Raw genomic sequence first — 25018 nt, 5'->3', positions numbered from 1 at the left:
CACCATCCGCGACTGCAACTCGTGCCGGACACGCACCAGATCCAGAACCTCACCCTTGAGGTCCTCGCCATCCAGCTGCCACGCATCTCGACTGTCCATGCCAAAATCTTAATCGAACATACTTTCGATAACCAGGGACATATCGGACGACTTATATCGCCAACGCAGCCCGATGCCCCTCGATGACGGCTGCATGTGAACGTCTCGGGGACAACGCATCACCGATGCGAAATATCTCGAAAGAACTTCCCTGCAAGGTGTTCCACAAATCGTCGACAGGTTCCTGCTGTGTCGCGAAGACCACCCAGTCGACCGCAACTTCCTCGACCACAACCGTCGGAAGGTGAACCAAGCTCACGAGCGGCGAAGCTCCACCGCTCACCGACGTCACCATCAGATCCGTCCGTTGCATGATCGACTTCTCGAACGCCCGGCGGTTCCACCCCTCGAAATCCAGGGTGATGCTCAGATCTTGGGCAACCACCATGCCGTTGGTCGCGATCGTGACAGTGCAACCTCGATCTGCGAGGAATTCCGCCACCGACGTGCCTTGATGAAATCCCAACTCGTCGTACACGAGCACCGTTCCGCTCGGCAGAACCCTGCCGTCGAGAACGTCTCGAACACTCACCACACGCTCTGATCCACTCGCCCAGGCCGGTCGCACAGGCCTCGCTCCAGTTGCAATCACGACCACGTCGGGCGCCTGCTCCTCCACGATCGCGAGATCAGCTCCAGCACCCAGCTCGATCGTCACACCGCTTCGGCGACAATCTGATTCGAGATTCCGGACGAGGTCGGCGAGCTCGCGGCGAGCCGATACCACCGAGGCAGTAAGAATCTGTCCGCCAAGTCTTCGTTCACGCTCGAACAGCGTCACCGCATGACCTCGCTGGGCCGCGGTGGCCGCAGCTTGCAGGCCGGCCGGGCCTCCGCCGACCACCAGCACAGTGCGACCTCGTCGCCGCGGCATCGGCAGCGGTACCGATTCCCGACCAGCGCGCGGGTTTTCCGTGCACCCCAACCAACGTCCCAGACCCATCCGCCCGACACATTCCTGGTTGCAGGACAGGCAGGTTCGCACCTGTGCCGATTGTCCGGCACGCGCCTTGTTCACAAAATCCGGATCGGCGATCTGCCCGCGAACTACGCCCACCAGATCGCACACACCGTCCTCGAGCGCAGCTTCAGCGTGCTCTGGTGTCTTGAAACGGCCGACACCGACGACCGGAAGATCGACCGCTTCCTTGATCGCAGACGGGACGAAGTTGGCGTAGCCAGTGGGCACCGCCATCGACGCTTCGACCAGATGCAATGTTTCCGTGGCCATTCCGACGGTGGTGTTGATGTAGTCGACGTGACCGCCAGCTTCGACGAGTCGGGCGGTGGCTACTGCGTCGGACAGTTCGATCCCACCCCGCGTTCCTTCGTATCCACTGAGGCGCACGCCGAGCACACGATCCGGACCGATGGCCTCACGCAGTACCCCGAGCACTTCGAGAAGGAAACGCGCACGATGTGCCACGCACCCGCCGTAGCGATCGGTGCGCAGGTTGGTCGAGGATGCGAGAAACGCGCGCACAATGGACGACTGCGACGCCTGCAGTTCCACCCCGTCGAAGCCACCGACGACGCAGTTGCGCGCAACAAGGGCGAACCCTTCGAGAATCTCGGCGATGTCCGCGTCGTCGACAGCCTTGGGCACCTCGCGGAACAACGGATCGGCGACGGCGCTCGGTGCCCACAGCGGCAATCGTGAGTAGGTTCCAGCGCCCTGACCCCCATTGTGGTTGATCTGCGCGAGAATCGATGAACCATGTGCATGAACGGCGTCGGTGATCCGCCGGTATCCCTCGATCGCTTCGGGCCGATAGCCCGCAATCATCTTCTCGTACGGTCGATCCGAAGGATGCGTCGAGTGCTCCTCGGTGATGATCAGACCCGCACCACCGCGTGCCCGCGCCTCGTAGTAGCTCGCGTGCTGCTCGGTCGGCAACCCGCTCTCCGCGTAATTGGTCAGGTGCGCGGAGAACACGACCCGATTGCGGAGTGTCAGGTTGCCCAGGCGCAGTGGCGCGAAGAGGCGCGGGTACGGCGTCATCAGACCTTGGAGTTTCCTTGATCGAGCGCGATATGACTTGCCGTGACGGTGCGTGAACCGTCACCGGCGAGCCACAGGACGGTGTCGGCGATCTCGTCGGGTTCGGCGAACGCGATGTCCGAGAGGATCGGAGTGAAGTTGGGAAGGTACTGCGGGAACTTGGCAAACACCTCGAGCGCACCCTGGTCGACACCCATCGGCGTGTTGACTCCGTAAGGATGGATCGAGTTGACCCTGATCTTGTACTCCCCCAGTTCCTTTGCCGCGGCCTGCGTCAGACCGACGAGACCGAACTTGGCGCTCGCGTAGTGCGCTTGCCCGGGCAGCGCCTTGAGTCCGGCCACCGAGCTGACCACGATGATCGATCCACCGCGCCCACCTTCGATGATCGCCGGCACCGAGGCCTTGAGGGTTTTCCAGACTCCGGTCAGGTTGATGTCGATCAGGGTTTCCCACTGCTCGTCCGACATTTCCCAGAATCGATTCCAGTTACAGACCCCGGCATTGGCGACCACGATGTCGAGACGTCCGAACTGCTCGACACCGTCCTTGACCACCGCGGTGAGCGCTGCACCGTCACGGACATCGACCTCGCGAGCGAGGATCTTCCCACCCTCCGCTTCGACCAGACGTATCGTCTCGGCAAAGTCCTCGGAAGTTGCTGCGTCGTAAGAATTGTCCGACGCCACCGACGCGCACACGTCGACTGCGATAATCGCTGCTCCCTCGCGCGCCATCTTGACCGCGTGCGCACGTCCTTGACCGCGCGCTGCGCCGGTGATGAAAGCAACTCGGCCTTCGAGCGAACGAACTGAACCCTGTGTCATGAGATAGCCCTCTCTGCAGAATTGAAACTCGTTCTAGTAGTAAACCCTGCACACCGCCCTTCGCGGATGGATTCGAGAACAGTTCTCGGAGCAACCGAGTCACCCACCTGGATGTCGGCCGCCTTCCCCAGCGTTTCGTTCGGCAGACGAGGCGAACAGTCGATCACCACTTCGCACTCGAGCTGTGAGCGCTCACCGGTATGGACGTGTTCGACGCAGACGGCCCCTGAGGCGATTTCGACGACACGCGACGCGAGCACCCTGGTGATCCCGGCCCGCTGGATGCGAGTGTTGGCGCCGACCAGATCCCCACTCGCGCCGAGCCGCGAGCCGACGATGCTGTCCGGGGTGACAATCGAGACGGAAGCGCCCTGGGCCGCGAGTGCTTCTGCGAGGGCCACTGCGACCGGTCCACCGAGCGGATCGATCAGCACGACCAGACCCGGCCCCACGGGGCTCAACTTCTCGAAGGTTTCCGACGCATCCAGCCACCGAACCGAGTCGTCGACCGGATACGTCGGCGGCCGCGCAGCACTACCGGTGGCAACCACAACCAGCTCGCCCCGACTACGTGCGTCGCCCAGGTCCTGCGCGTCGACCGCCGCCCCGGTCCGCATCGTCACGCCGCTACGACGGCATTCGTCCTCGAGCCACTGCGCGAGGAGTGCGAACCGGCCGCGGCCGTCACCTTGTGCAAAAGCTCGGATCATGCCGCCGAACTGCGATGAACTCTCGACGAGTGTGACCGAGTGTCCCGCCACCGCTGAGATCCGCGCCGCCTCCATCCCGGCGGGGCCACCCCCCACTATCAGCACGGCTTCCGGTGTCGAAATCTGCTCTCGCTCATCGAGGTCCACCGTCTCGAAACCCGCGCTCGGATTCCCGACGCACGTCACGACAGGATTGCGAGGATCACGCACGAGGCACGTCTGATTGCAGAGCACACACGGCCGGGGGCGATCGCCGCGCGCGGCTTTCACGACCAGGTCCGGGTCTGCGATCTGGGCCCTGGTCATCTCGACGAACTCGGCTACCTGCAGTGCTGCGTGAGCGTCGGCGATGTCCACGACGCTCCCCTGCAGGACAACGGGAATCGACACCGCGGCCTTGATCTCACGGCACAGATCGAGGTTGAAGTTCGTCGGGCAGTGAAAGTCGGGGCGGTACCTGTCAGACGAATAGAGTCCGCCACGAACGACAACAAGGAGATCGAGGAGCGGAGACACTTCACGCGCAATACCGATGGCGAGATCGGGCGTCAGGCCCGCCCATGGCGCTTCCTCGTCGCAGGACAACCGCAAGGAGACAACGCGATCCGGTCCTAGTTCGTCACGCACGGCCGAAAGGATCTCGCGAACGAGGGCAACGCGATCAGTACCGTATCGGTCGTGCCGAGTGTTGGTCAGGCCCGAAAGGAATTGCCGCAGAATACTTCGAGGGCCGGCATCGAGTTCCACTCCGTCCATTCCCGAAGCGACGGCCAGCGCCGACGCTTCGCAGAAGCCGGCGATCAGCTGGTCGATTTCCGGCTGCCCCATTGCCATCGGCAATTCGCGAGTCACCGGGTCGGCCACTCTTGACGGTCCCCACAGCACCGATTGAGAGTATGCACTGGAACCCTGCATCCCGGTATGCCCCAGCCCGGCAAGAACCAACGCTCCGTACGGAGCGCACGCAGTCGCGATCGACTGCCACCCCGGGCCACATTGCGACGCCAGCGGTGCCCGCTCGTACGGCCAGTCGTCGGCAAGTACCGACGCCACTTCGGTGACGACGATCCCGGCACCGCCTTCGGCGCGGCGCTGGTAATACGCCCGGTGCCGATCGGAAAGCGAGCGCCCCACAGCAAGATTGGTCTCGTGCGGACCGAAAACAACCCTGGACCGGACTCTGCGTCCGGCCAGGGTTGTGTGTTCGTGAAGGCTCAACTCACAGCTCGATCAGAGCCGGAGATTCAGCTCGCACCCAGCGTGCGGGTGAAGCCTTCCGGGATCACCAGATCCGCCGGACTCAGCTCGGTGATGGACGAGTGGCCGAGACCCATCAGCCCCGAGTCGATGCCCATCCGCATCAGGTCGAGCACGTTCTCGACACCGGCCTGGCCGTTCGCCGAGAGACCCCACAGGTAGGCGCGCCCGAGCATGACGGCCTTGGCTCCGAGTGCGAGTGCCTTGACGACGTCGCCGCCGCGTCGAATACCGCCGTCGAGAACAACTTCCACCTGATCGCCCACGGCCTCGGCGATGCCCGGGAGCACGCGGATCGGCGCCGGGGTGCCGTCGAGGTTGTTACCACCGTGGTTGGAGACCGAGATAGCGGAGACACCGGCGTCGACAGCTCGCTTCGCGTCGTCGATGCGCATGATGCCCTTGAGCATGAACGGTCCACCCCACTGCTCACGCAGCCAGGCGATGTCTTCCCACGTCGGAAGCGGAGTCTGCATCCACTCGCCGTACGCGCCGAAGAACGTCGGTGCCGGCTGGCCGGGAGTCGCGAGGTTGGGTGTGGTCAGATCCGGGATCTTGCCGGTCTTGGCGAACTCCAGCAACCACTTCGGACGCATGATGCCCTCGGGGGCGAACTGGAACATCGCCTTGAGATCCATCTTCTCGGGGATGGACGGGCTGCCCCAGTCGCGACCGTAGGAGAACGACCAGTCGGTGGTGATGATCAGGCCCTTGGCACCGGCAGCGCGAGCGCGCTCCATACGCTGGAGAAGCACGTCGCGGCTGCCGACCCAATACATCTGGAAGAAGACCTGCGGGTTGGCCGCGGCAACTTCTTCGATGGACTTGCTGGCGAAAGAACTCAGTCCGATGGCTGTTCCCCGTGCTGCAGCCGCACGAGCTACAGCTACCTCACCATCGGGGTGCACTGCCTGCACACCGGTCGGTGAAATCATGACGGGCAACGAAATGTCCTGGCCCATAATGGTGGTGGACATCTCGCGCTTGTCCGACAGTCCCGCAGCGTGGGGAGCGAAACCCAGTTCGCTGAATGCCGCGACGTTGTCGTCGACAGTCAGCCCTTTCTCGGATCCCGCCACCAACGCCGCGTACACGGACTTGGGCAACCTCTTCTTCGCACGGCGCTGTGCTTCTGCCACCGTCTCGAAGAAAGCATTCTTAGCCATTGAACTGACCTCTCTGGGGTGCAGCTTTCGCCGCACTGTCGGTATCGCGCAGTAGTTACTGCATTCCCGCAAGCGGGTTTTCGTCACAAATCTTGGCGGGCGGACGCATCATCAGTGTCAGGGGCACCGATGCACGTGGGGTCTTACGTTGACCGGAACGGGAGTGATCGACACTGGACTTCGGGACCTCTCCCGCCGACGCCAATGCCATTTCACCGTTGCCGATGACGCACTCGGGGTCGGGTCCGTCCATCGGCAGTCCGGTGAAGAACTTGGCCGCCATGCAGCCGCCGCGGCAGGAGTCGTAGTGGTTGCACTTGCTGCAGGCGCCACCGGTCTGCGGCGAGCGCAGCTCCTCGAACAGGTCCGAGTGCTGCCAGACTTCCTGGAATCCACCGTCTTTCACGATGTTTCCGGCAAGGAACTGCTCGTGAATCGCGAACGGGCACGCGTACACGTCACCGACCGGATCGATCAGGCACACGACTCGCCCCGCACCACAGAGATTGAGACCAGGCAATGCATCGCCGAAGGCGGAGAGGTGGAAGAACGAGTCGCCCGTCAGGACGCCTTCACCATTGGCCACCAGCCAGTTGTAGAGCTCACGCTGCTGCTCGGGGCGTGGGTGCAGGTCGTCCCACACGTCGGCGCCGCGGCCCGAAGGACGCAGTCGAGTGATGCGCAGGGTCGCGTCGTACTTGTCCGCGAGAGCCTTGAACTCGTCGAGCTGACTGACATTGTGCCGCGTGACGACCACCGAAATCTTGGCGTCCTTGAAGCCGGCTTCCTTCAGGTTCGCGAGAGCGCGCTCAGCCATCGCGAACGAACCAGGCCCGCGCACAGCGTCATTGACCTCAGCGGTGGCACCGTCGATGGAAATCTGCACGTCGACGTAGTCACTGGCGGCGAGGCGCGCCGCGACCTTCTTGTCGATCTTCACTCCGTTGGTGGAGAACTTCACACCGACCTGGTGGTCCGTCGCGTAGTCGACGAGCTCCCAGAAGTCGGAGCGTACCGTCGGCTCGCCGCCACCGATGTTGACGTAGAAAACCTGCATACGCTGCAGCTCGTCGATGATGGACTTGCACTGTTCGGTGCTCAGCTCGTTGGGGTCACGACGACCCGAAGACGAAAGGCAGTGCACGCAGGACAGGTTGCAGGCGTAGGTGAGTTCCCACGTCAGGCAGATCGGGGCGTCGAGTCCGAGTTCGAACTGATCGACGAGGCGACCCACCTTGGCGGGCGGGGAGGGCTGTTCAAGAACTGAGGTCATGGCTGTGTCCTCGCGAAGAAATGAAGCGGGCGAACGTGCAGAAGGGCTGTTCCGCACGTGGGGGCGAGCGTCTGGCTCAGACAGGCACGATCATGTGCGAATCGGCGAGAGTGCTCAGCGCGCGGGCATATTGGGGAGCCGCGTCATCTTCGATGCCCTGCGCACGTAGTGCGGACCGGACATCAGGATGGTCTGGCAACGCCTTGACCACCGCAACGATGGTCGTGTTCTTCAGGAACGACAGCTTGCGCGTTCCGAAGTGGTAGAGCAACGCCCCGAAAGGTTCGGGGCGAAGCGCTACCTGCGGGTGGAGTTTCCACCCCGCATCGAGATCCAAAGCAGACACGGTCAGTACACGCCGCACATGCCGTCGATGGAAACTTCCTCCACGAGGGACTCCTCGACGAGGTCGTTCTCGAGCGCCTTGTTGTCACGATCTGACATGGATTCCTCCTGCGGTCGCACTCCGTCTGGAAGTCTGTAGATCAGACTTCCAACCTGGGAGTTGGTGGTCACTAGTGGGACTTCACTGTGACTCGGTTCACCACTGTAATGGCATCGAGTGCAGAATGACACACATGGAGCGAAAAAAGTATGCGTAGCCGCAAGAAACCGTCCGCTCGGATAGGTCGTCGCCCCTCCACAACGAAGGAGGGAATCAGCACGATCGGCATCGAACTGTTCTCCACAGTCGGCTTCAACGAGGTGAGCGTCGATCAGATAGCCGACGCCGCCGGCATCGCGCGTCGGACCTTCTTTCGCTACTTCCCGTCCAAGAACGCAGTTCCCTGGGGAGACTTCGACGGGCATCTCGACGAGATGCGCGAGCACCTGGACTCACTGCCCGCTGACATCCCGTTGGTAGACGCACTCGAATCCGCATTGCTGACGTTCAACACCTTCCCACCGGAAGAGACTGCGGTACATCGCAAACGGATGGAATTGATCCTCGAAGTTCCGACACTTCAGGCATACTCTGTGGTGATGTACGAAGGTTGGCGGCAGGTGGTCGCCGACTACGTCGCACGCCGAATGGATCTCGAGCCGACCGATCACGGCCCACGCACGGTCGGCTATCTTCTGCTCGGGGTCGCCATGTCGGCGTACGAACAGTGGCTCACCGACGATTCACTAGAGCTACCGGAACTCTTGAAAACGGGTACGCAGTCCCTGCGGACCGGCATCAGCACCTGAGAAAGCATCACCACCTGAGAAAGGCGATCATGTCCACCATCACGAACGAACCGGTCCTGGATTCGCTGGCACCGTCGACGCCGGGCTTGTGGTCGTTCGGGCATGTCACCGTCGAACGCGTCGAGTCCGGTCCGATCTCGCTGGATCGCCGAGGCGGTCGTCTCCACGTCAGACACTCCCTCACTCCCGCCGATCTGAGTGAGCGACTCGTCGCCGGAGTCACCTCGTCGATCCAGGACGCGGAGTTCGGTCAGGACGAATTCGAGTTGACGATGGTCGGCCTGGTTCGCTCCACCGTGGACGGCGCTCTCGCATCCTGGACCACGTACTACCGGAACTCCCTTGCCGAACTGTTGGACGGCACTGCAGATTTCGCGCCGATTCATGACAAAGCCGAAGAACTGGTTCGCGGTTCCGTGCTCGATCTGGGTTCCTGCTTCGGTTTCCTGCCACTACGGCTCGCGCGCGCCGGAATGGACGTGACCGCCACGGACATCCTGCCCGGAACGATGATCCTGCTCGACGCGGTAGCCCCCGAACTCGGCATCACGATCGACACGGTGATCTGCGATGCGGGTGGAGTACCGGCACCGGACAACAGCGCCGACACCGTCACCGCGATTCATCTCCTCGAGCACGTCGACGACGCAGTCGGCGAAGCCGTGATCGCGCAGGCACTCCGAATCGCACGTCAGCGGGTCGTCATAGCCGTCCCCTTCGAAGACGAAGCCACCGCGTGCCACGGCCACATCCGCACTTTCGATCTCGAGTCACTGCAGGCGGTCGGCCGGCAGACCGGTGTGCCGTTCGAGGTATTCGAGCATCACGGCGGCTGGTTGGTGCTGGACGCTACTGCCGCCTGAGGCGACTCAGCCTTCTTTCAAGGTATGCGCGACAAGGGCATTCGCGTGTCCATGACCCATACCGTGCTCCGACTTCAACCAATTCACCAATTCCATGTGCTTGGTGAGGTCTGAGCTTCTGATCAGCTCTTGCCATTCACCGATCGGCCGACCGTACTTTCTTCTCGATCGACGGAAAATACGACGCCGGGCCTTTCACGGGTTCAGTCATGACCGGAATCTACCTCCACCGCCCGACAATATTCGCGCACCGACGGCGACCGCATGTCCGCACCTGCGGAATCGCTGGGTAGATACGCGACCGTCTGATTATGGTCGACGTACACCCGCCCGAGAGCACAGGAGTTCAGCAATGCGACTGTCCACACGAAATCAACTCACCGGCACCATCACCGAGGTCAACCTCGGCACCGTCATGGCAACGGTCAAGGTGAAATTGGACGGCGGCAACCAGATCGTGACTTCGTCGATCACCCGCGATGCCGCGCTGGATCTCGACCTCGAACCAGGCCAAGCTGCAACGGTATTCGTGAAGTCCACCGAGGTGACGATCGGCGTCGAATAACTGGCACGACCGCTGTTCAGGGCCGAGTGAGATGCGTGGTCATCGTGTAGTCCTTGCTCGGCCCCGTCACGGTCCAGACCACAGCCCAAGCCGATCCATCCACGGCAGCGATGTCGATCCGCCCGCGATAGGTGTCCGCACCACACAGGTGCTCGACTTCCTCTCCCGGCGCCCAGTCGTGGAACTCTCTGCCGTCTTCGAAGGTCACGGCCCACTCGAGGCCGCGCTTCGCGATGAACAGAGTCCGGAACACGGGCAGTTCCACATCGCCGTCACGCAGAGTGCCACTCTCGTACCAGCGCATCCGACCGTCACCGGCGTCGGAGATAGTGGTCTCGCCGAAGACTTGCTTGGTGGAACCGGAAAGGCGGTCGACGATGTCGCGCTCGAAGTGCCACGTCCCTGCCAGCGCCCTCGGCTCGATCTTCGCGTCGTCAACCATGTGGCGATTCTAGTGACCCTGGACTAGGACTTGCGAAAGAGCCGAACACACTGCGGGAGTATGTTCCGAGTACACCCGTAACACGCAGGAGATTTGCACAACCATGAACGATTCGGCCGCCCTTCACAAACGCACAGTGTTCGCCGAGGATCTCGAGATCGGCCAAGTGATCCCTTTGGGCTCGTATTCGGTAACCGAGGAAGAAATCGTCGAGTTCGCAACCCAGTGGGATCCCCAGTGGTTTCACATCGACAAGGAAGCCGCCGGGTCCGGTGTCTTCGGCGGGTTGATCGCCAGCGGGCTGCACACCTTGTCGATCTGCCAGAAATTGGTGGTCGCCGGCCTCTACGACCAATGGAACGTGATCGCCGGAAAGACCATGCGCGACGTGAGCTTCCTACGTCCACTTCGCCCCGGTGACACCCTCAGCGGAAAGGTCACCGTCGACAACGTCGTGTTCGACAATCGCGCGCGGGGATTGGTCACCATCACAGCGAAATTGGTCGATGCACACGGCAATCGCGTTCTGGACGTGGTCACTGACGCCTACCTGCACTGTCGCCCGACTCGCGGACAGTGAATTATCGGTAAATTCCGCACCGCAATGCCTGAATTGCCGTACTTTCAGTGACGTTGCGACGCAACAATACCCATCCCCGCAAACAGGAGTTCCTCACACATGAGCAGCCTCGGCGAGATCAATCCCCTCGGCATTCTTCAGATCCTCATCTACATGCTCTTCGGTGGGTCGTCCAGCACTCCCGAGTAGACCCTAGCTTGCCATTGCCATAGTCAGCATCTACTGTGCTGACTATGGCAATTACTAGTCAGGTCTCCGTGACGGCCGCGCCGTCAATCGACGCAGCGCGTCATCACACCGAGTTCGACTCCAGCTGGCGAAGTTTCGACGGCATTCAGGGCGGACTCGCCGTAGCACGGATGCTGCGAGTTGCCGCCGACGCGTCCGGAGCCGAACCTATGGCGGTCACGGCACACCTGGACCGCCCGGTCCCTCCGGGGCCGGCCGAGTTGACCGTCGGCGAGATGCGGGGCGGGCGGACTGTCAGTTGCCACGTCACGCTGACCGATGCGGGATCCGCCCTCGTTCGGTTGGCCCGCGACACAGGAGCCACGACGCTGTCCGCCCCCGGAATCGAGCCGAGTCCGGTCGACCCGGCAACCCTGCCACCGCTGGAGATCCCGGTGGACTTCGTGCCGTTCTCCCAGCACCTCGACATCCGTCCGATCAATTCCGCGAGGCCGTTCGCCGGTGGCGACTCCCCGGAATTCGACGTCTGGATCCGATTGCTGACCGACCTCGATTTCACGGCCCAGGAGCGCGCCGCCGTTCTGCTCGACGCGCTTCCGCCCGGACTGTTCGCGACGCTGACGACGCCCGTGGCCATTCCCACCGTCGAGTTCACCGCGCATTTCATGCCGGAGTACGTCACGGCAGATCACTCACCGTCCCAGTGGTATCGCCTGCGTCATGGCACCGTGTGGGCAACCGACACACTCTGCGTCGACGAAACCGAATTATTCGACGCCGCAGGACGGCTCGCTGCTCGGGCTCGCCAGCTTCGTCGAATTCTGAGTTGAGTTCAGCTCTCCTACACCTGGATGTCGCGACGACGGAAAGCAACAAGCGATGCTGTCGAAAGTGATACTGCCACAACGATCATTGCCAGCAGGGGTAGAACTGTCACCGGCTCGGCAGGGGCACCCGGCACGTGGGTGAAGGGCGACAGATCCAGCACTACCTGCGGAAGCTTCAGCAACGTGCCGAGTTGCCCGAGCACGATGCATGCCGCCAGGATTCCCCAGGAGAGCGCCGATGCGTAGGCCGGAAACAGTCCGAAAGCCAACGACACCAACCCCACGACTACGAGCACCGCAGGCAGATAGGCCAAGGCAGCGCCGGTCATTCGGAGTGTGTTGCCGCCGATGTCGTCCGTGACGAGCCCGAAGGCAAATCCGGTGAAGGCACCCATCAGGACGTGTGCAAGGACCACACCGCCCACAACCACACCCAGGTGGGAAAGCATCCACCTCCACCGAGACAGGGAGGTTGACAGCAACGGTTCGAGCCGTCCCGATGTTTCCTCGCCCCGCATCCTGAGAAGACTCTGGACCGAATACGCCGCGATCACTATCGACGTGAGCCCCAGAGCAGTGGCCAGGTAGGAATCCACCAGATCTGTTCCGCCGCCACCAAGTTTCTCGAACATCTCCGCGGTTTGCTGCGACGATCCCACCATCGCGTCGATCTCGTTGCCCACGGCGCCGTACGCGAACCCGAGAATGACAACGGCAAAGATCCACCAGAACATCGTCATTCGTTGCATCCGCCAGGCCAGGCCCCAGGCGGAAGGCAACCACGATGCCGCGGTCGGTGGGCCGGGTCGGGGCTGAACGAGTCCCGCTCCCTGATCGCGATGACCGATGAGAACGAACGCCACCACCACGTGTACGGCCGCAAATCCGATCAGCAACAACAGGATCCACCAGGCGTCGTCGTCGAACGGTCTGATCTGTTGTGCCCATCCGATCGGCGAGAGCCACGACAACCAACCGCTCACCACGCGAGTTCCGTCGTCGACGACCGTACTGTTCACGTCACCGATCGCGCGCAGCATGAAGGCAACGCCGATCGCGGCACCCGCCAGACCGTTGGCCGTGCGAGCACCGTCGGTGATCTGTGCAGTCACCGCCGCCACACCGGCAAACGCGATTCCGGTACCGCCAACCGAGGCACCCAGCGCAAGCGAACCACCGACCGGCAGACCGACGGCCATCGCCCCCAGCGCGATTCCCAGTGCCAGAACGACGTTCGCACCGACCGTGACGATCAGCGCGGAGGTGAGGAGCGCTCGTCTACCAACCACCGCTGCACCGATCATCTCGGCGCGGCCGGTCTCCTCGTTCTGTCGCGTATGACGAACCACCGCAAGCGTGCTCATCAATGCCGCCACCAACGCGAACACGAGCACCGACTGGCTGGCGACTATCGCGCCCTGCGAATCGCCGGACACGATTCCGTTGGTCGCCAGCGCTACCGGCGAGACCGCGGAACTGACTGCGATGTTTCGCAATTCCTCGGGTGTCTTATACAGCCCGGTCACACTGGCGACGACGAGCAACATGAACAAGACGATCGAGATGACCCACACGGAAAGCTGAATTCGGTCCCGACGCAAAGCGAGCCGGACCAGTCGGCGCGTACCGGTGAATTGGCTCGCCGACGCCGGTACCGGTGGAGCGGCCTCGACGACGGTCACGGCCGTACTCCGGTCTCGGCTCGCAGGTGGACCGAAGTCTCCCTTGCCCGCTCGTCACCGTAGTGCCGCAAGAAGAGTTCTTCGAGTGTCGGCGGAGTGGAACTGAGCGCAACGATCCCGAAGCCGACCAAGTACGTCATGAGAGGTCCGAGTTGCGCGCTGTCGACTTCGCAGGTGACATGGTTCCCGTCGATCACCGCGTCGTGGACACCGCCGAGCCCGTCGAGGCTACCGATTGGTCGCTGCGTCTCCGCCGAGACGGACGTGCGCGTGAGATGTCTGAGTTCGGACAGCGTTCCCTCTTCCACCGTCCGCCCGTCGCGGATGATGCTCACTCGATCGCACAGCGCTTCGACCTCGGCGAGGATATGGCTCGACAGCAGGACCGTCTTCCCGGCGTGAGCTACCTCCTCGACGCAATCCTGAAACACCGCTTCCATCAACGGGTCAAGCCCCGATGTCGGTTCGTCGAGGACGTAAAGGTCGACGTCGGACGAGAACGCCGCCACGAGTGCAACCTTCTGCCGGTTACCTTTCGAGTACGTCCGCGCTTTCTTGGTCGGGTCGAGTTCGAAGCGCTCGAGCAACTCGCTCCGACGTTTTCGGTCGAGGCCACCACGCAGACCGGCCAGCAGATCGATGGCCTCCCCGCCGGTGAGATTGGGCCACAGGTTCACGTCACCAGGCACGTAAGCGAGACGTCGATGCAAAGTCACGGCGTCTCGCCACGGATCGCCGCCGAGGACGGTTGCGTCTCCGGAATCAGAGCGGAGCAGGCCGAGGAGTACCCGAATGGTGGTGGATTTTCCGGAGCCGTTCGGCCCCAGGAATCCGTGCACTTCGCCCGTCGAGACGTCGAGGTCGAGGCCATCCAGCGCGCGGGTGGTACCGAACGTCTTGACGAGGTTCTTCACTGAAATCGCCGCACCCATGAACTTGACCGTACGCCGATTTCACAAATGTGTGAAGATAGAAAAAGAGGAAAGATCGAAGGGTTCCGATGACCGACACCAGCCATACCGTTGCACCGGACGAGAGCCGCCATTATGTCGAGCGACTCTCACTCGTACTGAGCGACATGGGTTTTCCGCCGATGCCCGCCCGCGTCTGGGCCGCATTGATGACCAGCGAGACGCCCTCGTCCACGCCAGGAGACCTAGGATCTCGGTTGGGCGTGAGCCCCGCCGCGATTTCCGGTGCCGTCAGATACCTCCAGCAAGTCGGGTTGATCGAGCGTGTGGCCGTCCCCGGATCGAGGCGTCAGCACTACTGCGTCAGCGTCGACATGTGGGCCGACGCGTTTGTCACGAAACAGTCCTCGCTCTACCAGGTCTCGGCAGTGGCGGACGAGGGCATTCGAGTCCTCGGTGAAGGAACGACGGCCGGCGATCGTATGGCAGATCTGCGCGACTTCTTCGACTTCATGGCCGCGGAAATGCCGCGCATGCTCGCGGACTGGCGCTCCCGGCGAAAAGACCGGACACCTGGCAGGTAACGTCAGGTTTACCCGCAATTTCGGCGGGGTACCTCAATTCTCGTTCCGGCATGGTGAGGCGCGGCGTACTCGAGGAGTTGCTGATGAAGCTGTCGATCAGGGGCGCGAACACCTCACCGACTTCACCGTCAGTACGTACCGCTTCACCCGAGATCTGTGAACGATCGATTTCCTTGAACCGCACCGCCGCCGAGGCATTCGCCGGCGACCACCGAGCGCTCGCGAAACTCCTGGCCCGCGTGCACCCTCGCGTCGTTCTCTACTATCGCGCCAGGCTCCTCGGGACGTCTGTAGCAACATTCGCCGACGATCTCGCCCATCAATGCACCCTGGACGTCGTCACACGAATGTCCGACACGATCTCCGCCGACACGCGCATCGAGACTTTCGCTTACGAGTTGGCCTCTCGACGGATTGCGTCAATTCCCCAGTCACACAACACCAACGGGCGATTCAAACGCCCGCGCCGCCTGACCGACGACCAACGTGAGGTTCTCATATTGCGAATCGCAGTGGGTCTGACTGCCGAGATGACCGCGTCGACTCTGCGCACGACTCGATCGAGAGTGCTGCTCGTACAGCATCAGGCACTGCGCGCCTGGACCGTCTCCGAGCGCAGCTAGATCAGACCTTGCTTACTCGCGGCGTAGACAGCCTCTGCTCGTCGGCTCACCTCGAGTTTGCGCATGATGTTGCTGACGTGAAACTTGACGGTGGTCGGTGAGATGAACAATCGCTCACCGATCTTGATGTTGGACAGACCGTTTGCGAGAAGCCGCAATACTTCCAGTTCGCGATCGGTCAACCGTTCCTTGGTTGCCGATTGCCCGTTGAGCGAACGGACGACAGCAGATGCGCTGCGAGAGTCGAACGCACTCTCACCCCGCGAGACCGCCCTGATCGCACGCACCAGTTCGGTGGTGTCGACGTCCTTGACGACGTAGCCACGAGCGCCTGCGTGCACCGCTCGCACCACCAGTTGGTCATCGAGAAAGGTGGTGAGAACCAACAGTCCCAGCCCGGGATGTGCCGAGGACAGCTGACCGCAGAGGGTCAGCCCCTCGTAATCGGAACTGGCGGAGAGTTTGAGATCCATCAGGACGATGTCCGGGCCGACCTTGTCGACCACCGCGAGCGCCTCGGCCAGGGACGACGCCTCCCCCACGATCTCGAGGTCGCTTTCGCGCTCGAGCACCGAGCGGAGTCCTTGCCGAAGTATCGCGTGGTCGTCGACCAGGACTATGCGAACCGAACTTTGAACCGGCGACGTTCCACGGGTGACGACGGGACGAGCAGTGGTCATGATTCCTCGCTCTCGATTTCAGGTGTAGAGCAAAGGTTTTCCATGCCCGAGTCCAGCGGCGGCGCCTGCGGTAGCGGTAGTGGCAGTCGAACGAGAATCTGAATCCCACCGATCCGTGCCCGCCGCACTTCCAACGCGCCACCCAACTCCGAGGTTCGCGCCTGCATGTTCGCCAGTCCGCGGTGGCGACCGTCGACATCGTTGGTGGCGGCGAGTTTGAGGATCAGACGCATTCGCGCGGGGTCGCCGTCACCGTCGTCGGAGACCGACAGCAACACGGAGTCCGCGCGATAGGTCAGACGAAGCACCGCCCGATTCGCATGAGCATGAACCGCTGCGTTGAACAGGGCTTCTCCGGCGATCCGGAGAAGGGCATGTTCGGCATCGCCCGGAAGCTCCGTCGGGGTACCGCCGACGCGAACGCTGACCGCCAACTCGTCCGGCATGTGAACCACGCCGAGTTGCTCGAGCATCTCGGGCAGCGACGTCCGGTCCGCGTCCGAGGAATGATTGAGAGCGTAGATCGCCGAGCGAAGCTGCTCGACCGCACGCCTGGTCAAATCCTTGGCCAAGTCCAGTCTTTCACTGCGTTCCGCCTCCGGGATGTCGCTGCGGCAGACCTCGATCTGCATGCCGGCCGACAACACGGCCTGTGTCACGCTGTCGTGAAGTTCGCGGGCGATCCGGTGCCGTTCGTCGTCGACCACCTGATGCCGGTGCGCCACACCGAGTTGACGCTGCGTGGACTCCAATTCGCTGTTGCGCACCGCGAGGTCGGCTGCAGTGCGATTTGCCTCCGCGTACGCATCTTCGGCTCGTTCGAGCAGTAGTTGTCCGCGCTGATAGAGCGCCGAGTTCTGCAGAGCCACGGCAGTTTGGCTGGCCAAAATGCTCAGCACGGCTCCGTCCGTCGTGTCGAGCGTCCGGTTGGCCGGTGTCCAGGCTGCAAAGGCTCCGACCACGCCGCCGCCGAGCACGATCGGCACAAACGCGTAGTGTGCGTCGATCACCGAGTTGGACTCGATTCTCCCGTACCGGATGTCGTCGAGGCATTCGACGACGTCCTCCGGAAGTGGTGGTCCCTCCACGTTGTCGACCAGGAACGGCGTCGCATCCGGACCGAGAACCAATCGGCGTGGCCCGGCGTCCGGCAAGGTCCCGTCGGCCAAGGCGAACACTATCCAGTTGGCACTCAGATGAGCGCGGGCAGCTTCCGCGACCGCGCAGACCAGGGTTTCCGGCCCTTCGACGGTTCGCACCAAAGCCCGCGAGATCAACTCCAACGCATGTACGACGCGTTCGAGGCGCTCCGCCGCACCGCGATACTGCGGATAGAACGAACTCTTCCCCGACCGTAATCCGGTGAGCCTGGACAAGTCCGCGGTCATCGTCCGCACCGATTCACAACGCACCTCTTGTTCACAAGGCACCTCGGAACAACGCCACCATCTGCTCCTGCGTCGCTTCCCTGGGATTGGTGGACATGCAGGCGTCGAGCAACGCGAAGCTGGCGAGCCTGCTCAGATCTTCCTCGCGAACACCCAACTCCCCCAGCCCCTTCGGCACGCCGACCTCGCGCGCGAGCCGTTCGACCCGGTCGGCCACTGCCAGCGCTGCTTCCTCCGGGGTGCCGCGCTGCTCGGGAAGACTCAACGCAGCAGCGATGGCAACGAAGGGGGCGGCGTCCGTCGTGGAATTGAACCGGATGACGTGGGGCAACAGAATCCCGTTGATGACGCCGTGCGGCAGGTCGAGCATGCCGCCCACCTGATGACTCATGGCGTGCGCGGCGCCGAGTATCGCGTTGGTGAACGCCAAACCGGCCTCGAGGCTGGCCTGCGCCATCACAGACCGCGCTTCCATCTCCATCGGGTCCTGGATCGTGTGCACCAGATTCTCCGTCACGAGGCCGACAGCGCGGAGCGCGTGATGATCGGTCAAAGGATTGTGCGCCAGCGATACGAAGGCTTCGATTCCGTGCGTCAGTGCGTCCAATCCTGTTGCCGCATTGAGCCACTCGGGCATCGTCGTCAGCAACCGCGGATCGATGACCGTCACATCTGGCACCAGCGCCCGGCCGATGATGGTGATCTTGGTGCCGCGGGTCGTGTCCGTCACGATGCAGAACTGCGACACGTCCGCACCGGTGCCGGACGTGGTGGGAACCATCACCAACGGCGGGATCGGTTTTGTCGCCTGATCGACGCCTTCGTAGTCGAGGATGTTGCCGCCGTTGGCAGCGAGGACGGCGACACCTTTAGCCGCGTCGATGACGGAACCGCCGCCGAGCGCGATGATGACGTCACACTCGCCTTCCTGGTACACCTCGAATCCAGCCGCGATCTCGAAGTCCTTGGGGTTGGGCGTCAGCCCTGACCACACCGTCGCGGTCAATCCCTGCTCCGTGAGATGGTCCTCGAGTTCGCTGACCCATCCCGCGTCGATCAAGCCGGGATCGGTGACCAGAAACGGGCGGAACCCGCCGAACCGCAGAGTCGCGTGTGCTGCCTCGACCAGGGAACCGATACCGAAGACGATCTCGGGGGCGTGAAATTTGACCAGTCGAGCAGCAGTGCCGCGGCGATGAACACCGTGGTTCACAGCATCCGGATATGCCACGGACACGACCCCACTCTCCTCTCGCTGCCCTGAGATCTCCGCTCGGGAACTTTCCGTCCGTCACTCTCAGTGCATCAACTCTCACGTGCACCAACAGGTGTGATTCACCTTACAATCGCTGGCCCCGAGCCTACGCGGACGTCAGTCGCCGCACACCCACCGAAGGAGAGGCGCCTACCTACCCGTTCGGGCAGGTACACATCGCCGAAAAATAGATGGCGCGGCGATCGGGTCGCGTTGTACTTTCGGTTGCGGCCAGAGCGGTCCGCAGTACCGATCCAGAAGGTGTTTATGACCCAGCCCGCGCCGAGCGCGCCTCCCGCCTTTGCACAGTCCGCGACCTCGACCCTCACCTGCTGATCCCCGAGACGACGGACTGACAGCGCGAGGCCCCTCGGCCTGCTCCTACCTGCCTTGTTCACTCAGCTAGGAGTTCTCCAGTGCCTCAATCACACAATTCCATCTCGAAAACCGACACCGTCTCCTGCGTACAGTGCGGACTCACCGTCATGACGTACGGCCCCGAGGGCGATCGCCGAAACCATTGCCCCAGTTGCCTGCATTCCTTACACCTGTTCGACCAGGTGGACGGTGGGCCGTCAGACTGCGGCATGCGCATGGCTCCCATTTCGATCGCTGTGCTGCGCAGTGGCGATTGGATGATCATCCACCGCTGCGCACAGTGCCTAGAGCTCACCTCCAACCCCGTCAGCCGAGACGACAACCAGTTGTTGTTGATGAGAATGGCAGTGCGTCCTCTCGCGCAACCGCCCTTCCCGCTCGAAGCCTTCGGCGACCTGTGAGGGGTGAACCGCAGATGCCACGTAGGAACCCCACCACCCGGTCCCGGCGGACGCCGCAACGCACCAAACACGTATTACACGGAACAGGTGGCGAGCACGGATCGAGTTTCCGTTGTCTCACATGCCGTTTGGACATCTCCACCGAGGCGCCGGGTACCGCTCATCGGAACCACTGCCCGAACTGCCTGGCCAGCCGCCACGTGGATGGTCGCGTTCCGGGCGACCGAGCACAACAGTGCAGAGGTGCCATGGCGGCGCTGTGCTTGTCGGTCCGGCGAGACGGTGAATGGATGCTCGTTCACCAGTGCGTCGAGTGCAATACGTTGAAAGTCAACAGGATCGCCGGCGACGACAACGCCTTGGTCCTGCTGCGCTTGGCGCTACGCCCGTTGGCGGATCCCCGACTGGGCTCGCGAGCATTGCTAGCGCTCTGATCGATCGTCCGGCGTAATCGCGCGTTCCTGCGCGCGATTACGCCGGGCGAACACCACGAACACGATCCCGGCAAGCAAGCCGACCGCTGTCGGACCGAGAACCAATCCCGAATACAGCCACGGGGCAGGCTCTGCCGGAAAGAGGTCTATGAAATCAGGTCCGGTGAACGTCGGGTCGGAAAACGGTTCCCGATAGGATCCGCCGGTCAGAATGTGAGGTGATGCCAACGAGTTCCACCACCACTGAAACACGCCGAGCGCCACCAGCCCGCACACGGCGCCGAGCACGGTCAGTGCCGCGATCGGTCGCCAGATCGATCCCCTGATTTCAGACATGAGATCAAACTAGTTCACGACAGATCGCAGTGATATCAGTGAAGTGCAGTGACATCAGCGAAGTGCGTTGACATCAGCGAAGTGCATGCCCTAGTTCGGCCGCCTTTGCCATCAGTTGCGCGGCATCTCGGGCAACGACAACCTCGTCGCAGATCTCCGAATACTCCGGCATCGCGCACGACGCCTGGTTCCAGTAGCGCTGTGGTTCCGGCGTGATCCAAGCCAGACGGTGGACTTTGCGTCGCACCTCTTCCAGCTTGTCCACCTGCGGGGGCAACCCGTTGCACCGACCGTCGCCCACGATGATGACGGAAGTCCTCGAGTTCAAGGTGTTTCCGTGTTCGTCCAACAATTCGGTGAGCACCCGCCCGTAGTCGCTGCTGGCTTCCAGATCCAGGCCCGGGTGTGCGAGCACCGCTGCCAATGCACCGTCACCACTACTGGCGAGCAGGGTGTCGGTCACGTCGACCGGACGATCGACGAACGCGAGAACTTCACAACGATCAGCCCGGCGATGCATTGCCTGAGCCAAGCGCAGAGTAAACGCGGTGATGGGGCGCACGGACAGCGACACGTCTGCGATCAAAAGCAGTCGGACTCGATCGGGGCGAGGAGCTTTCACGACCAGATGGAAAGGTATCCCGTCAGTGCGCAGGCTCGAACGCACCGTGCGTCGCATGTCGAGATGTCCTCGAGAGCGCTCCCGAGGACGAGGCCTGGACGGTCCTCTCATCCTCCGAAGCACCTCGTGGCACGCGAGTTCGATGTCGTTGTGCGTTGCGCCTGCAGCAGATTCACTGTCGGGCGCGTCGGGAGCGGATTCGGCGAGTGCAGCGGCCGAGAGCGCTTGTACGAACGCTTCGACCGCCTCGACGAGCCGGTTCAATTGTGCTTGCGTGAGTGGCCCGTCGTCGGAGACGTCCGCATACGCTTTGCTCGGGTCGTAGGCATCCAACCAGGCGAGGATCGACGTCGGATCGTCCCACGACAACGAGCCGACCACTGCTGCAGCAACACTGGTGCTCAGGTCACCGACCACTGCCGACGCGGCACGATCAACGTCGACCGTGTAACTGACTCCCCGCCGGCCTGTCTCCGAACCGGTATCCACCGACAGTTCCGCATCGCTGGATGTCATCGATACGTCGTCGTCGTCCTTGTGCGGGTTGAACCCCTTCTCCGCCTCCGGAGTGTCGAAGTAGTCGCCGACCTCGGCTGCACGCTCGTTGTACTCGGCATACCGTCCTACTTCTTGATCCTCGTCGATCCCGAGCGCCGTGGGCAGACCGTCCGCCACTTCGGCTCGCGACGCCATCCGCTCGGCGTGGGCCTTCTCCGCAGGCGGCCGGAACAGCGCGTCGAACGCCCGCTCGAAACCGGCCTGCTCGTGAGAGTACTTGGCGCACAATGCCCGAAGGCAGGCTCGTAACGTCTCACGATCCGAAGCGCCCACCATCGCGAGCACACGCCGAACTTCGATGACCTCGGCCGGTGACGCGGAAACTCCGGCCGCCCTCAACAATCGGCCGAAACTCGCGGACACCACGTCGAGGACAAACGACGGCTGCCACACGGCGAGGCCACCGAGCGTCGTCATCGCGTCGAACGGATTCCGCTGCCGCCGCGGATTCCCTGTTGATGGGGGTCTCGTCCACCGGTCCCCCGGAACACGGCCGTCGTCGTGTTGGCGGGTTTGCTTGCCACCGTTGCTCGCTCGATCGGCTCACCACCGTCACGCGAGGGAGATTCGAGAAGCTTGCCGTCGAATCGTTCCTTGGCCAGCGTCACATCCGACGAGTACTTGAGCAACGCCGTGAGCAGGATGTCGCGCACCTTGGCGTCGGAAGCGGTGTCGAATCCACTGGCCGCGAGGACTGTTGCCGCCCTGGCTGCGTCGATGACCTCCGAGATGGAGGGACTTTTGCGCAGCGGGAGGTCACGCAGGATGCGAGCCAATTCGACAACCTCGGTGGCAGTAGCGGCGTCCACTTCCGGCGCTCGCGCCGTGACGATCTCGCGTTCACGCTCCGACGTCGGATAGCCGAGATGGTAATGCAGGCAACGACGCTTGAGCGCGGGCGAGAGTTCGCGAGTGTCGTTGGATGTCAGGATGACCCAGGGCTGCGAACGGGCCACGAACGTACCGACCTCGGGAATGGTGATCTGCTGTTCGGCGAGAATCTCGAGGAGCAACGCTTCCATCGATTCCTCGGTGCGGTCCACCTCGTCGACCAGAAGCACGACCGGCTCGGGTGAGAGGATCGCTTCGAGCAGCGGCCGGACGGACAGGAAGTTCTCGGAGTACAAACCGAAATCCTGATCGGCCAGAAACTTCGACGCTTCGGCGACACTGTCGAATTCGGAAACCTGATCGCTGATCCGGTCGCGGAGCATCTGCACGTGCAGGAGTTGCTTCGCGTAGTCCCATTCGTACAGGGCGCGATTGTCGTCCAACCCTTCGTAGCACTGCAAGCGCACCAGCTTGCGTCCGCCGATCGCAGCCAGCGACTTCGCCAGTTCCGTCTTGCCGACACCCGCCGGCCCTTCGAGCAGGAGCGGACGCCCCAGCGCCGTCGCCAGATGAACGACTACCGCGAACTCGTCATCGGCAATGTAATCCTGCTCCCGCAGAGCATCTTTCACTTCGATTCCGCTGGAGAAACTGCGACCGGACATGGAATACCTTTCGATAGGGGCACAGCCCCTGTGCGCGGTTAGGGAGTCTCTGGACTCCTTAACCGCGCACGGGGCCGAAGGCCCTGCTAGAAGTACGACTTGTTGATCGCGTGATCGACAACCGGGATCATCGACTCCACGGTGACCTCACGGGGATTACCCGGGGTGCACCAGTCGTCCTGAATGTGCTCGGAGATGGCGCGCACAGTCTTCTCGTCACCCTTGATGACATCACCACGACCCTCGTACTTCTTGGTGTTCATCTGGTTCTTCGCGTACGAGTCGGTGCGGACCTGACCGAAGTTGTCGGGGATACCGACGTCCTTGGCCAGTCGGATGGCAGCCTCGACGGCGGCATCTGCGGCCTGAACCGTGGTGAGGTTGCGAGTGTCGACACCGAGTGCGCCGGCCAACTGGGCGTAGCGCTCGTAGCGCGAAGGCAGGTTGTACTCCCACACACGCGGCAACGCGATGGCGTTGTTCAAGCCGTGGTGGCTGTCGAAGAAAGCACTGACCGCGTGCGAGATCGAGTGAACGATGCCGAGGCCACCGGAGTTGAAGGCCTGCCCGGCAATGTACTGCGCGTTCATCATTCCCTCGCGGGCCTTGAGGTTACGCGGCTCGAAGACAGCCTCGCGCAGGTTCTTCGCGACCAACTCGACCGAGTAGATCGCATTACCGAGCGAAGGCGCGAAATCGAGACGAGACACGAAAGGCTCACTGCCGTGCGCGAGTACGTCGAAGCCGCAGTACGCGGTGAAGTGCTGAGGGCAGGTGTAGTAGAGCAGCGGATCGTCGATCGCCAAGGTGACAATGGTCGCCTCGTCGAAGCCCACCCACTTGTGCGGGTTGTTCATGTCCGACGTGTCGGTGATGACGTATGCCCACGACGTCTCGGAACCCGTTCCGGCCGTGGTGGATACGGCGATGTGCGGCGGGTTCTCCTTGTTGGTGGACTTGGCGAAGCCCTCGAACTCGTTGATGTTGCGACCGTCGTGTGCGATCACGACGCGAGCACCCTTGGCGGCGTCGTGGCTCGAACCACCACCGATCGAGATGATCGAGTCGCACTTCTCCTTCTGGTAGAGAGCCGCGGCCTCCATGACGTTGTAGTCCTTGGGATTCGACTCGACCTTGTCGTAGAGCACGACCTCGACACCCTGGTACTCGATCTTGCCGACGAGTTCCTCGATGATGCCCGAACCGCGCAGACCGGTTGTCATCAAGAGGGTGCGCTTGAAGCCGAGATTCTTGGCCTCCACACCGATGATGTCGTGAGCGCCCACACCCATCAGGGCGCGCGGGAAGGGGTGGAACTCCTTGATGGGAAAGTCCCAGATCTGGTTGAGCTCGATAGCCATCGGTATCTCCTCAGGGATGTGCACGAATGTGACTGCGGGAGGGATTCGAGCCGATTCTTTGTGACCGGCGTCTCACCTGGTTCCCACTGTGTACCGACAAACAGCCCGTGCACAGGCTTCGGCAGCTCAACCGCCCGGACGCCGCCCGTGAACCGCCCGTTCGGGCAGGTGATCGCCACCCCGGACCGCCAGGACGGTTGGATCAGACCGCCGCGGTTCCCGCTGATCGGGAACGTGTTGCTCGGCGACTACGATCCCCAGTAGCTTTTCATCACTGCTAACATTGAACTAGAACACGTTCTAGATGTTGCACTT

Annotated in this window: 26 protein-coding genes and 1 pseudogene; 9 read left to right on the top strand and 18 right to left on the bottom strand. The window is 62.5% G+C overall.

The features are described 5' to 3' along the window. Window positions 1-151: 151 nt before the first annotated feature. The 7 genes from DBV08_RS17700 to mftA all read right to left on the bottom strand — a co-directional run bounded on the left by DBV08_RS17700 (window position 152) and on the right by mftA (window position 7778). Window positions 152-2101 (bottom strand): mycofactocin system FadH/OYE family oxidoreductase 2, encoded by a 1950-nt coding sequence (locus DBV08_RS17700; RefSeq protein ID WP_124568266.1) that lies wholly within the window; start codon window positions 2099-2101, stop codon window positions 152-154. Beyond that, window positions 2101-2928: a mycofactocin-coupled SDR family oxidoreductase gene (locus tag DBV08_RS17695; protein WP_003941966.1), complete on the bottom strand. Its 828-nt coding sequence runs from the start codon at window positions 2926-2928 to the stop codon at window positions 2101-2103. The genes DBV08_RS17700 and DBV08_RS17695 overlap by 1 nt, the downstream gene beginning before the upstream one ends. After that, window positions 2925-4856 carry a mycofactocin system FadH/OYE family oxidoreductase 1 gene (locus tag DBV08_RS17690; protein WP_124568265.1) on the bottom strand — a complete coding sequence of 644 codons (1932 nt, stop codon included), beginning with the start codon at window positions 4854-4856 and terminating at the stop codon, window positions 2925-2927. The genes DBV08_RS17695 and DBV08_RS17690 overlap by 4 nt, the downstream gene beginning before the upstream one ends. A 26-nt stretch (window positions 4857-4882) precedes the next feature. After that, window positions 4883-6061, bottom strand: coding sequence for a pre-mycofactocin synthase MftD (gene mftD, locus DBV08_RS17685; protein ID WP_124568264.1), 1179 nt, complete (start codon window positions 6059-6061; stop codon window positions 4883-4885). Window positions 6062-6116: 55 nt separating this feature from the next. Further along, a complete protein-coding gene (gene mftC, locus DBV08_RS17680; RefSeq protein WP_003942089.1) occupies window positions 6117-7334 on the bottom strand; it encodes a mycofactocin radical SAM maturase in 1218 nt (405 codons plus the stop codon). Between the two features lie 76 nt (window positions 7335-7410). Further along, the gene (gene mftB / locus DBV08_RS17675; protein WP_007728309.1) at window positions 7411-7698 is read right to left on the bottom strand and encodes a mycofactocin biosynthesis chaperone MftB; all 288 of its coding nucleotides are present in this window, start codon (window positions 7696-7698) and stop codon (window positions 7411-7413) included. Beyond that, window positions 7683-7778, bottom strand: coding sequence for a mycofactocin precursor MftA (gene mftA, locus DBV08_RS17670; protein ID WP_063836238.1), 96 nt, complete (start codon window positions 7776-7778; stop codon window positions 7683-7685). The genes mftB and mftA overlap by 16 nt, the downstream gene beginning before the upstream one ends. Window positions 7779-7928: 150 nt before the next feature. Here mftA and mftR point away from each other — a divergent pair, with 150 nt between their 5' ends. After that, on the top strand, window positions 7929-8528 hold the full coding sequence (gene mftR, locus DBV08_RS17665) for a mycofactocin system transcriptional regulator (protein WP_021343507.1): 600 nt from the start codon (window positions 7929-7931) through the stop codon (window positions 8526-8528). A gap of 29 nt (window positions 8529-8557) precedes the next feature. Further along, window positions 8558-9391 (top strand): mycofactocin oligosaccharide methyltransferase MftM, encoded by an 834-nt coding sequence (mftM, locus tag DBV08_RS17660; RefSeq protein WP_124568263.1) that lies wholly within the window; start codon window positions 8558-8560, stop codon window positions 9389-9391. Window positions 9392-9397: 6 nt separating this feature from the next. Here mftM and DBV08_RS17655 read toward each other — a convergent pair. Continuing rightward, window positions 9398-9602: pseudogene (locus tag DBV08_RS17655) on the bottom strand (DUF4287 domain-containing protein). Between the two features lie 141 nt (window positions 9603-9743). Between DBV08_RS17655 and DBV08_RS17650 the strand changes: the two are divergent. Next, window positions 9744-9956: a molybdopterin-binding protein gene (locus DBV08_RS17650; RefSeq protein ID WP_003942061.1), complete on the top strand. Its 213-nt coding sequence runs from the start codon at window positions 9744-9746 to the stop codon at window positions 9954-9956. Between the two features lie 16 nt (window positions 9957-9972). Here DBV08_RS17650 and DBV08_RS17645 read toward each other — a convergent pair whose 3' ends face one another. Further along, complete coding sequence (locus DBV08_RS17645) at window positions 9973-10398, bottom strand: DUF6314 family protein (RefSeq protein ID WP_095970294.1); 426 nt, start codon at window positions 10396-10398, stop codon at window positions 9973-9975. A gap of 103 nt (window positions 10399-10501) precedes the next feature. Between DBV08_RS17645 and DBV08_RS17640 the strand changes: the two genes are divergently transcribed. Continuing rightward, entirely contained in the window at window positions 10502-10978 is a 477-nt protein-coding gene (locus DBV08_RS17640; RefSeq protein WP_095970295.1) for a MaoC/PaaZ C-terminal domain-containing protein, read from the top strand. A gap of 233 nt (window positions 10979-11211) precedes the next feature. Continuing rightward, on the top strand, window positions 11212-11997 hold the full coding sequence (locus tag DBV08_RS17635) for a thioesterase family protein (RefSeq protein WP_124568262.1): 786 nt from the start codon (window positions 11212-11214) through the stop codon (window positions 11995-11997). An 11-nt stretch (window positions 11998-12008) separates the two neighbouring features. Here the strand turns inward: DBV08_RS17635 and DBV08_RS17630 are convergent, their stop codons facing one another. Together DBV08_RS17630 and DBV08_RS17625 are read right to left on the bottom strand one after the other, a co-directional pair. Next, window positions 12009-13676 (bottom strand): ABC transporter permease, encoded by a 1668-nt coding sequence (locus DBV08_RS17630; RefSeq protein ID WP_124568261.1) that lies wholly within the window; start codon window positions 13674-13676, stop codon window positions 12009-12011. Then, window positions 13673-14608: an ABC transporter ATP-binding protein gene (locus DBV08_RS17625; protein ID WP_124568260.1), complete on the bottom strand. Its 936-nt coding sequence runs from the start codon at window positions 14606-14608 to the stop codon at window positions 13673-13675. The genes DBV08_RS17630 and DBV08_RS17625 overlap by 4 nt, the downstream gene beginning before the upstream one ends. 68 nt (window positions 14609-14676) lie before the next feature. On the opposite strand from DBV08_RS17625, the gene DBV08_RS17620 reads away from it, so the two are divergent. Beyond that, the gene (locus DBV08_RS17620) at window positions 14677-15171 is read left to right on the top strand and encodes a GbsR/MarR family transcriptional regulator (protein ID WP_007728322.1); all 495 of its coding nucleotides are present in this window, start codon (window positions 14677-14679) and stop codon (window positions 15169-15171) included. A gap of 83 nt (window positions 15172-15254) precedes the next feature. Further along, on the top strand, window positions 15255-15794 hold the full coding sequence (locus DBV08_RS17615; protein WP_124568259.1) for an RNA polymerase subunit sigma: 540 nt from the start codon (window positions 15255-15257) through the stop codon (window positions 15792-15794). On the opposite strand, the gene DBV08_RS17610 is transcribed toward DBV08_RS17615, so the two are convergent. From DBV08_RS17610 to DBV08_RS17600, 3 genes are read right to left on the bottom strand one after another with little or no spacing between them, the layout of a single operon-like run. After that, window positions 15791-16474, bottom strand: a complete 684-nt coding sequence (locus DBV08_RS17610; RefSeq protein ID WP_124568258.1) for a MadR family response regulator transcription factor — start codon at window positions 16472-16474, stop codon at window positions 15791-15793. The genes DBV08_RS17615 and DBV08_RS17610 overlap by 4 nt on opposite strands. After that, the gene (locus tag DBV08_RS17605; protein ID WP_095970300.1) at window positions 16471-17862 is read right to left on the bottom strand and encodes a MadS family sensor histidine kinase; all 1392 of its coding nucleotides are present in this window, start codon (window positions 17860-17862) and stop codon (window positions 16471-16473) included. The genes DBV08_RS17610 and DBV08_RS17605 overlap by 4 nt, the downstream gene beginning before the upstream one ends. A gap of 31 nt (window positions 17863-17893) precedes the next feature. Beyond that, window positions 17894-19099 (bottom strand): iron-containing alcohol dehydrogenase, encoded by a 1206-nt coding sequence (locus tag DBV08_RS17600; protein WP_003942060.1) that lies wholly within the window; start codon window positions 19097-19099, stop codon window positions 17894-17896. Window positions 19100-19533: 434 nt separating this feature from the next. Between DBV08_RS17600 and DBV08_RS17595 the strand changes: the two genes are divergently transcribed. Both DBV08_RS17595 and DBV08_RS17590 read left to right on the top strand, forming a co-directional pair. After that, window positions 19534-19896 (top strand): RNHCP domain-containing protein, encoded by a 363-nt coding sequence (locus tag DBV08_RS17595; protein WP_124568257.1) that lies wholly within the window; start codon window positions 19534-19536, stop codon window positions 19894-19896. Between the two features lie 14 nt (window positions 19897-19910). Beyond that, complete coding sequence (locus DBV08_RS17590; RefSeq protein ID WP_095970469.1) at window positions 19911-20330, top strand: RNHCP domain-containing protein; 420 nt, start codon at window positions 19911-19913, stop codon at window positions 20328-20330. Here DBV08_RS17590 and DBV08_RS17585 read toward each other — a convergent pair. From DBV08_RS17585 to mdo, 4 genes are all read right to left on the bottom strand, one after another. Further along, window positions 20319-20666: a hypothetical protein gene (locus tag DBV08_RS17585; RefSeq protein ID WP_124568256.1), complete on the bottom strand. Its 348-nt coding sequence runs from the start codon at window positions 20664-20666 to the stop codon at window positions 20319-20321. The two genes, DBV08_RS17590 and DBV08_RS17585, sit on opposite strands and share 12 nt — an antisense overlap. 73 nt (window positions 20667-20739) lie before the next feature. After that, window positions 20740-22263 (bottom strand): MadC family VWA domain-containing protein, encoded by a 1524-nt coding sequence (locus DBV08_RS17580; RefSeq protein WP_124568255.1) that lies wholly within the window; start codon window positions 22261-22263, stop codon window positions 20740-20742. After that, window positions 22260-23342 carry a MadB family AAA-type ATPase gene (locus tag DBV08_RS17575; protein WP_124568254.1) on the bottom strand — a complete coding sequence of 361 codons (1083 nt, stop codon included), beginning with the start codon at window positions 23340-23342 and terminating at the stop codon, window positions 22260-22262. The genes DBV08_RS17580 and DBV08_RS17575 overlap by 4 nt, the downstream gene beginning before the upstream one ends. A gap of 86 nt (window positions 23343-23428) precedes the next feature. Then, complete coding sequence (mdo, locus tag DBV08_RS17570) at window positions 23429-24703, bottom strand: NDMA-dependent methanol dehydrogenase (RefSeq protein ID WP_003942095.1); 1275 nt, start codon at window positions 24701-24703, stop codon at window positions 23429-23431. Between the last annotated feature and the right edge of the window lie 315 nt (window positions 24704-25018).

Origin of the sequence: Rhodococcus sp. KBW08, assembly GCF_003852455.1 — a bacterium.
GTDB classification, from domain to species: Bacteria; Actinomycetota; Actinomycetes; order Mycobacteriales; family Mycobacteriaceae; genus Rhodococcus_F; species Rhodococcus_F baikonurensis.
Note: the sequence above shows the minus strand (reverse complement) of the source record. Positions and strands in the feature narration are given on the sequence as shown.

Bases quoted from the DNA above. Each gene is read 5' to 3' on its own strand.
- DBV08_RS17700 (WP_124568266.1), bottom strand. From the start codon at position 2,101: ATGACGCCGTACCCGCGCCTCTTCGCGCCACTGCGCCTGGGCAACCTG.
- DBV08_RS17695 (WP_003941966.1), bottom strand. From the start codon at position 2,928: ATGACACAGGGTTCAGTTCGTTCGCTCGAAGGCCGAGTTGCTTTCATC.
- mftD (WP_124568264.1), bottom strand. From the start codon at position 6,061: ATGGCTAAGAATGCTTTCTTCGAGACGGTGGCAGAAGCACAGCGCCGT.
- mftC (WP_003942089.1), bottom strand. From the start codon at position 7,334: ATGACCTCAGTTCTTGAACAGCCCTCCCCGCCCGCCAAGGTGGGTCGC.
- mftA (WP_063836238.1), bottom strand. From the start codon at position 7,778: ATGTCAGATCGTGACAACAAGGCGCTCGAGAACGACCTCGTCGAGGAG.
- mftR (WP_021343507.1), top strand. From the start codon at position 7,929: ATGCGTAGCCGCAAGAAACCGTCCGCTCGGATAGGTCGTCGCCCCTCC.
- mftM (WP_124568263.1), top strand. From the start codon at position 8,558: ATGTCCACCATCACGAACGAACCGGTCCTGGATTCGCTGGCACCGTCG.
- DBV08_RS17650 (WP_003942061.1), top strand. From the start codon at position 9,744: ATGCGACTGTCCACACGAAATCAACTCACCGGCACCATCACCGAGGTC.
- DBV08_RS17645 (WP_095970294.1), bottom strand. From the start codon at position 10,398: ATGGTTGACGACGCGAAGATCGAGCCGAGGGCGCTGGCAGGGACGTGG.
- DBV08_RS17640 (WP_095970295.1), top strand. From the start codon at position 10,502: ATGAACGATTCGGCCGCCCTTCACAAACGCACAGTGTTCGCCGAGGAT.
- DBV08_RS17635 (WP_124568262.1), top strand. From the start codon at position 11,212: ATGGCAATTACTAGTCAGGTCTCCGTGACGGCCGCGCCGTCAATCGAC.
- DBV08_RS17625 (WP_124568260.1), bottom strand. From the start codon at position 14,608: ATGGGTGCGGCGATTTCAGTGAAGAACCTCGTCAAGACGTTCGGTACC.
- DBV08_RS17620 (WP_007728322.1), top strand. From the start codon at position 14,677: ATGACCGACACCAGCCATACCGTTGCACCGGACGAGAGCCGCCATTAT.
- DBV08_RS17615 (WP_124568259.1), top strand. From the start codon at position 15,255: ATGAAGCTGTCGATCAGGGGCGCGAACACCTCACCGACTTCACCGTCA.
- DBV08_RS17610 (WP_124568258.1), bottom strand. From the start codon at position 16,474: ATGACCACTGCTCGTCCCGTCGTCACCCGTGGAACGTCGCCGGTTCAA.
- DBV08_RS17605 (WP_095970300.1), bottom strand. From the start codon at position 17,862: ATGACCGCGGACTTGTCCAGGCTCACCGGATTACGGTCGGGGAAGAGT.
- DBV08_RS17590 (WP_095970469.1), top strand. From the start codon at position 19,911: ATGCCACGTAGGAACCCCACCACCCGGTCCCGGCGGACGCCGCAACGC.
- DBV08_RS17585 (WP_124568256.1), bottom strand. From the start codon at position 20,666: ATGTCTGAAATCAGGGGATCGATCTGGCGACCGATCGCGGCACTGACC.
- DBV08_RS17580 (WP_124568255.1), bottom strand. From the start codon at position 22,263: ATGACGACGCTCGGTGGCCTCGCCGTGTGGCAGCCGTCGTTTGTCCTC.
- DBV08_RS17575 (WP_124568254.1), bottom strand. From the start codon at position 23,342: ATGTCCGGTCGCAGTTTCTCCAGCGGAATCGAAGTGAAAGATGCTCTG.
- mdo (WP_003942095.1), bottom strand. From the start codon at position 24,703: ATGGCTATCGAGCTCAACCAGATCTGGGACTTTCCCATCAAGGAGTTC.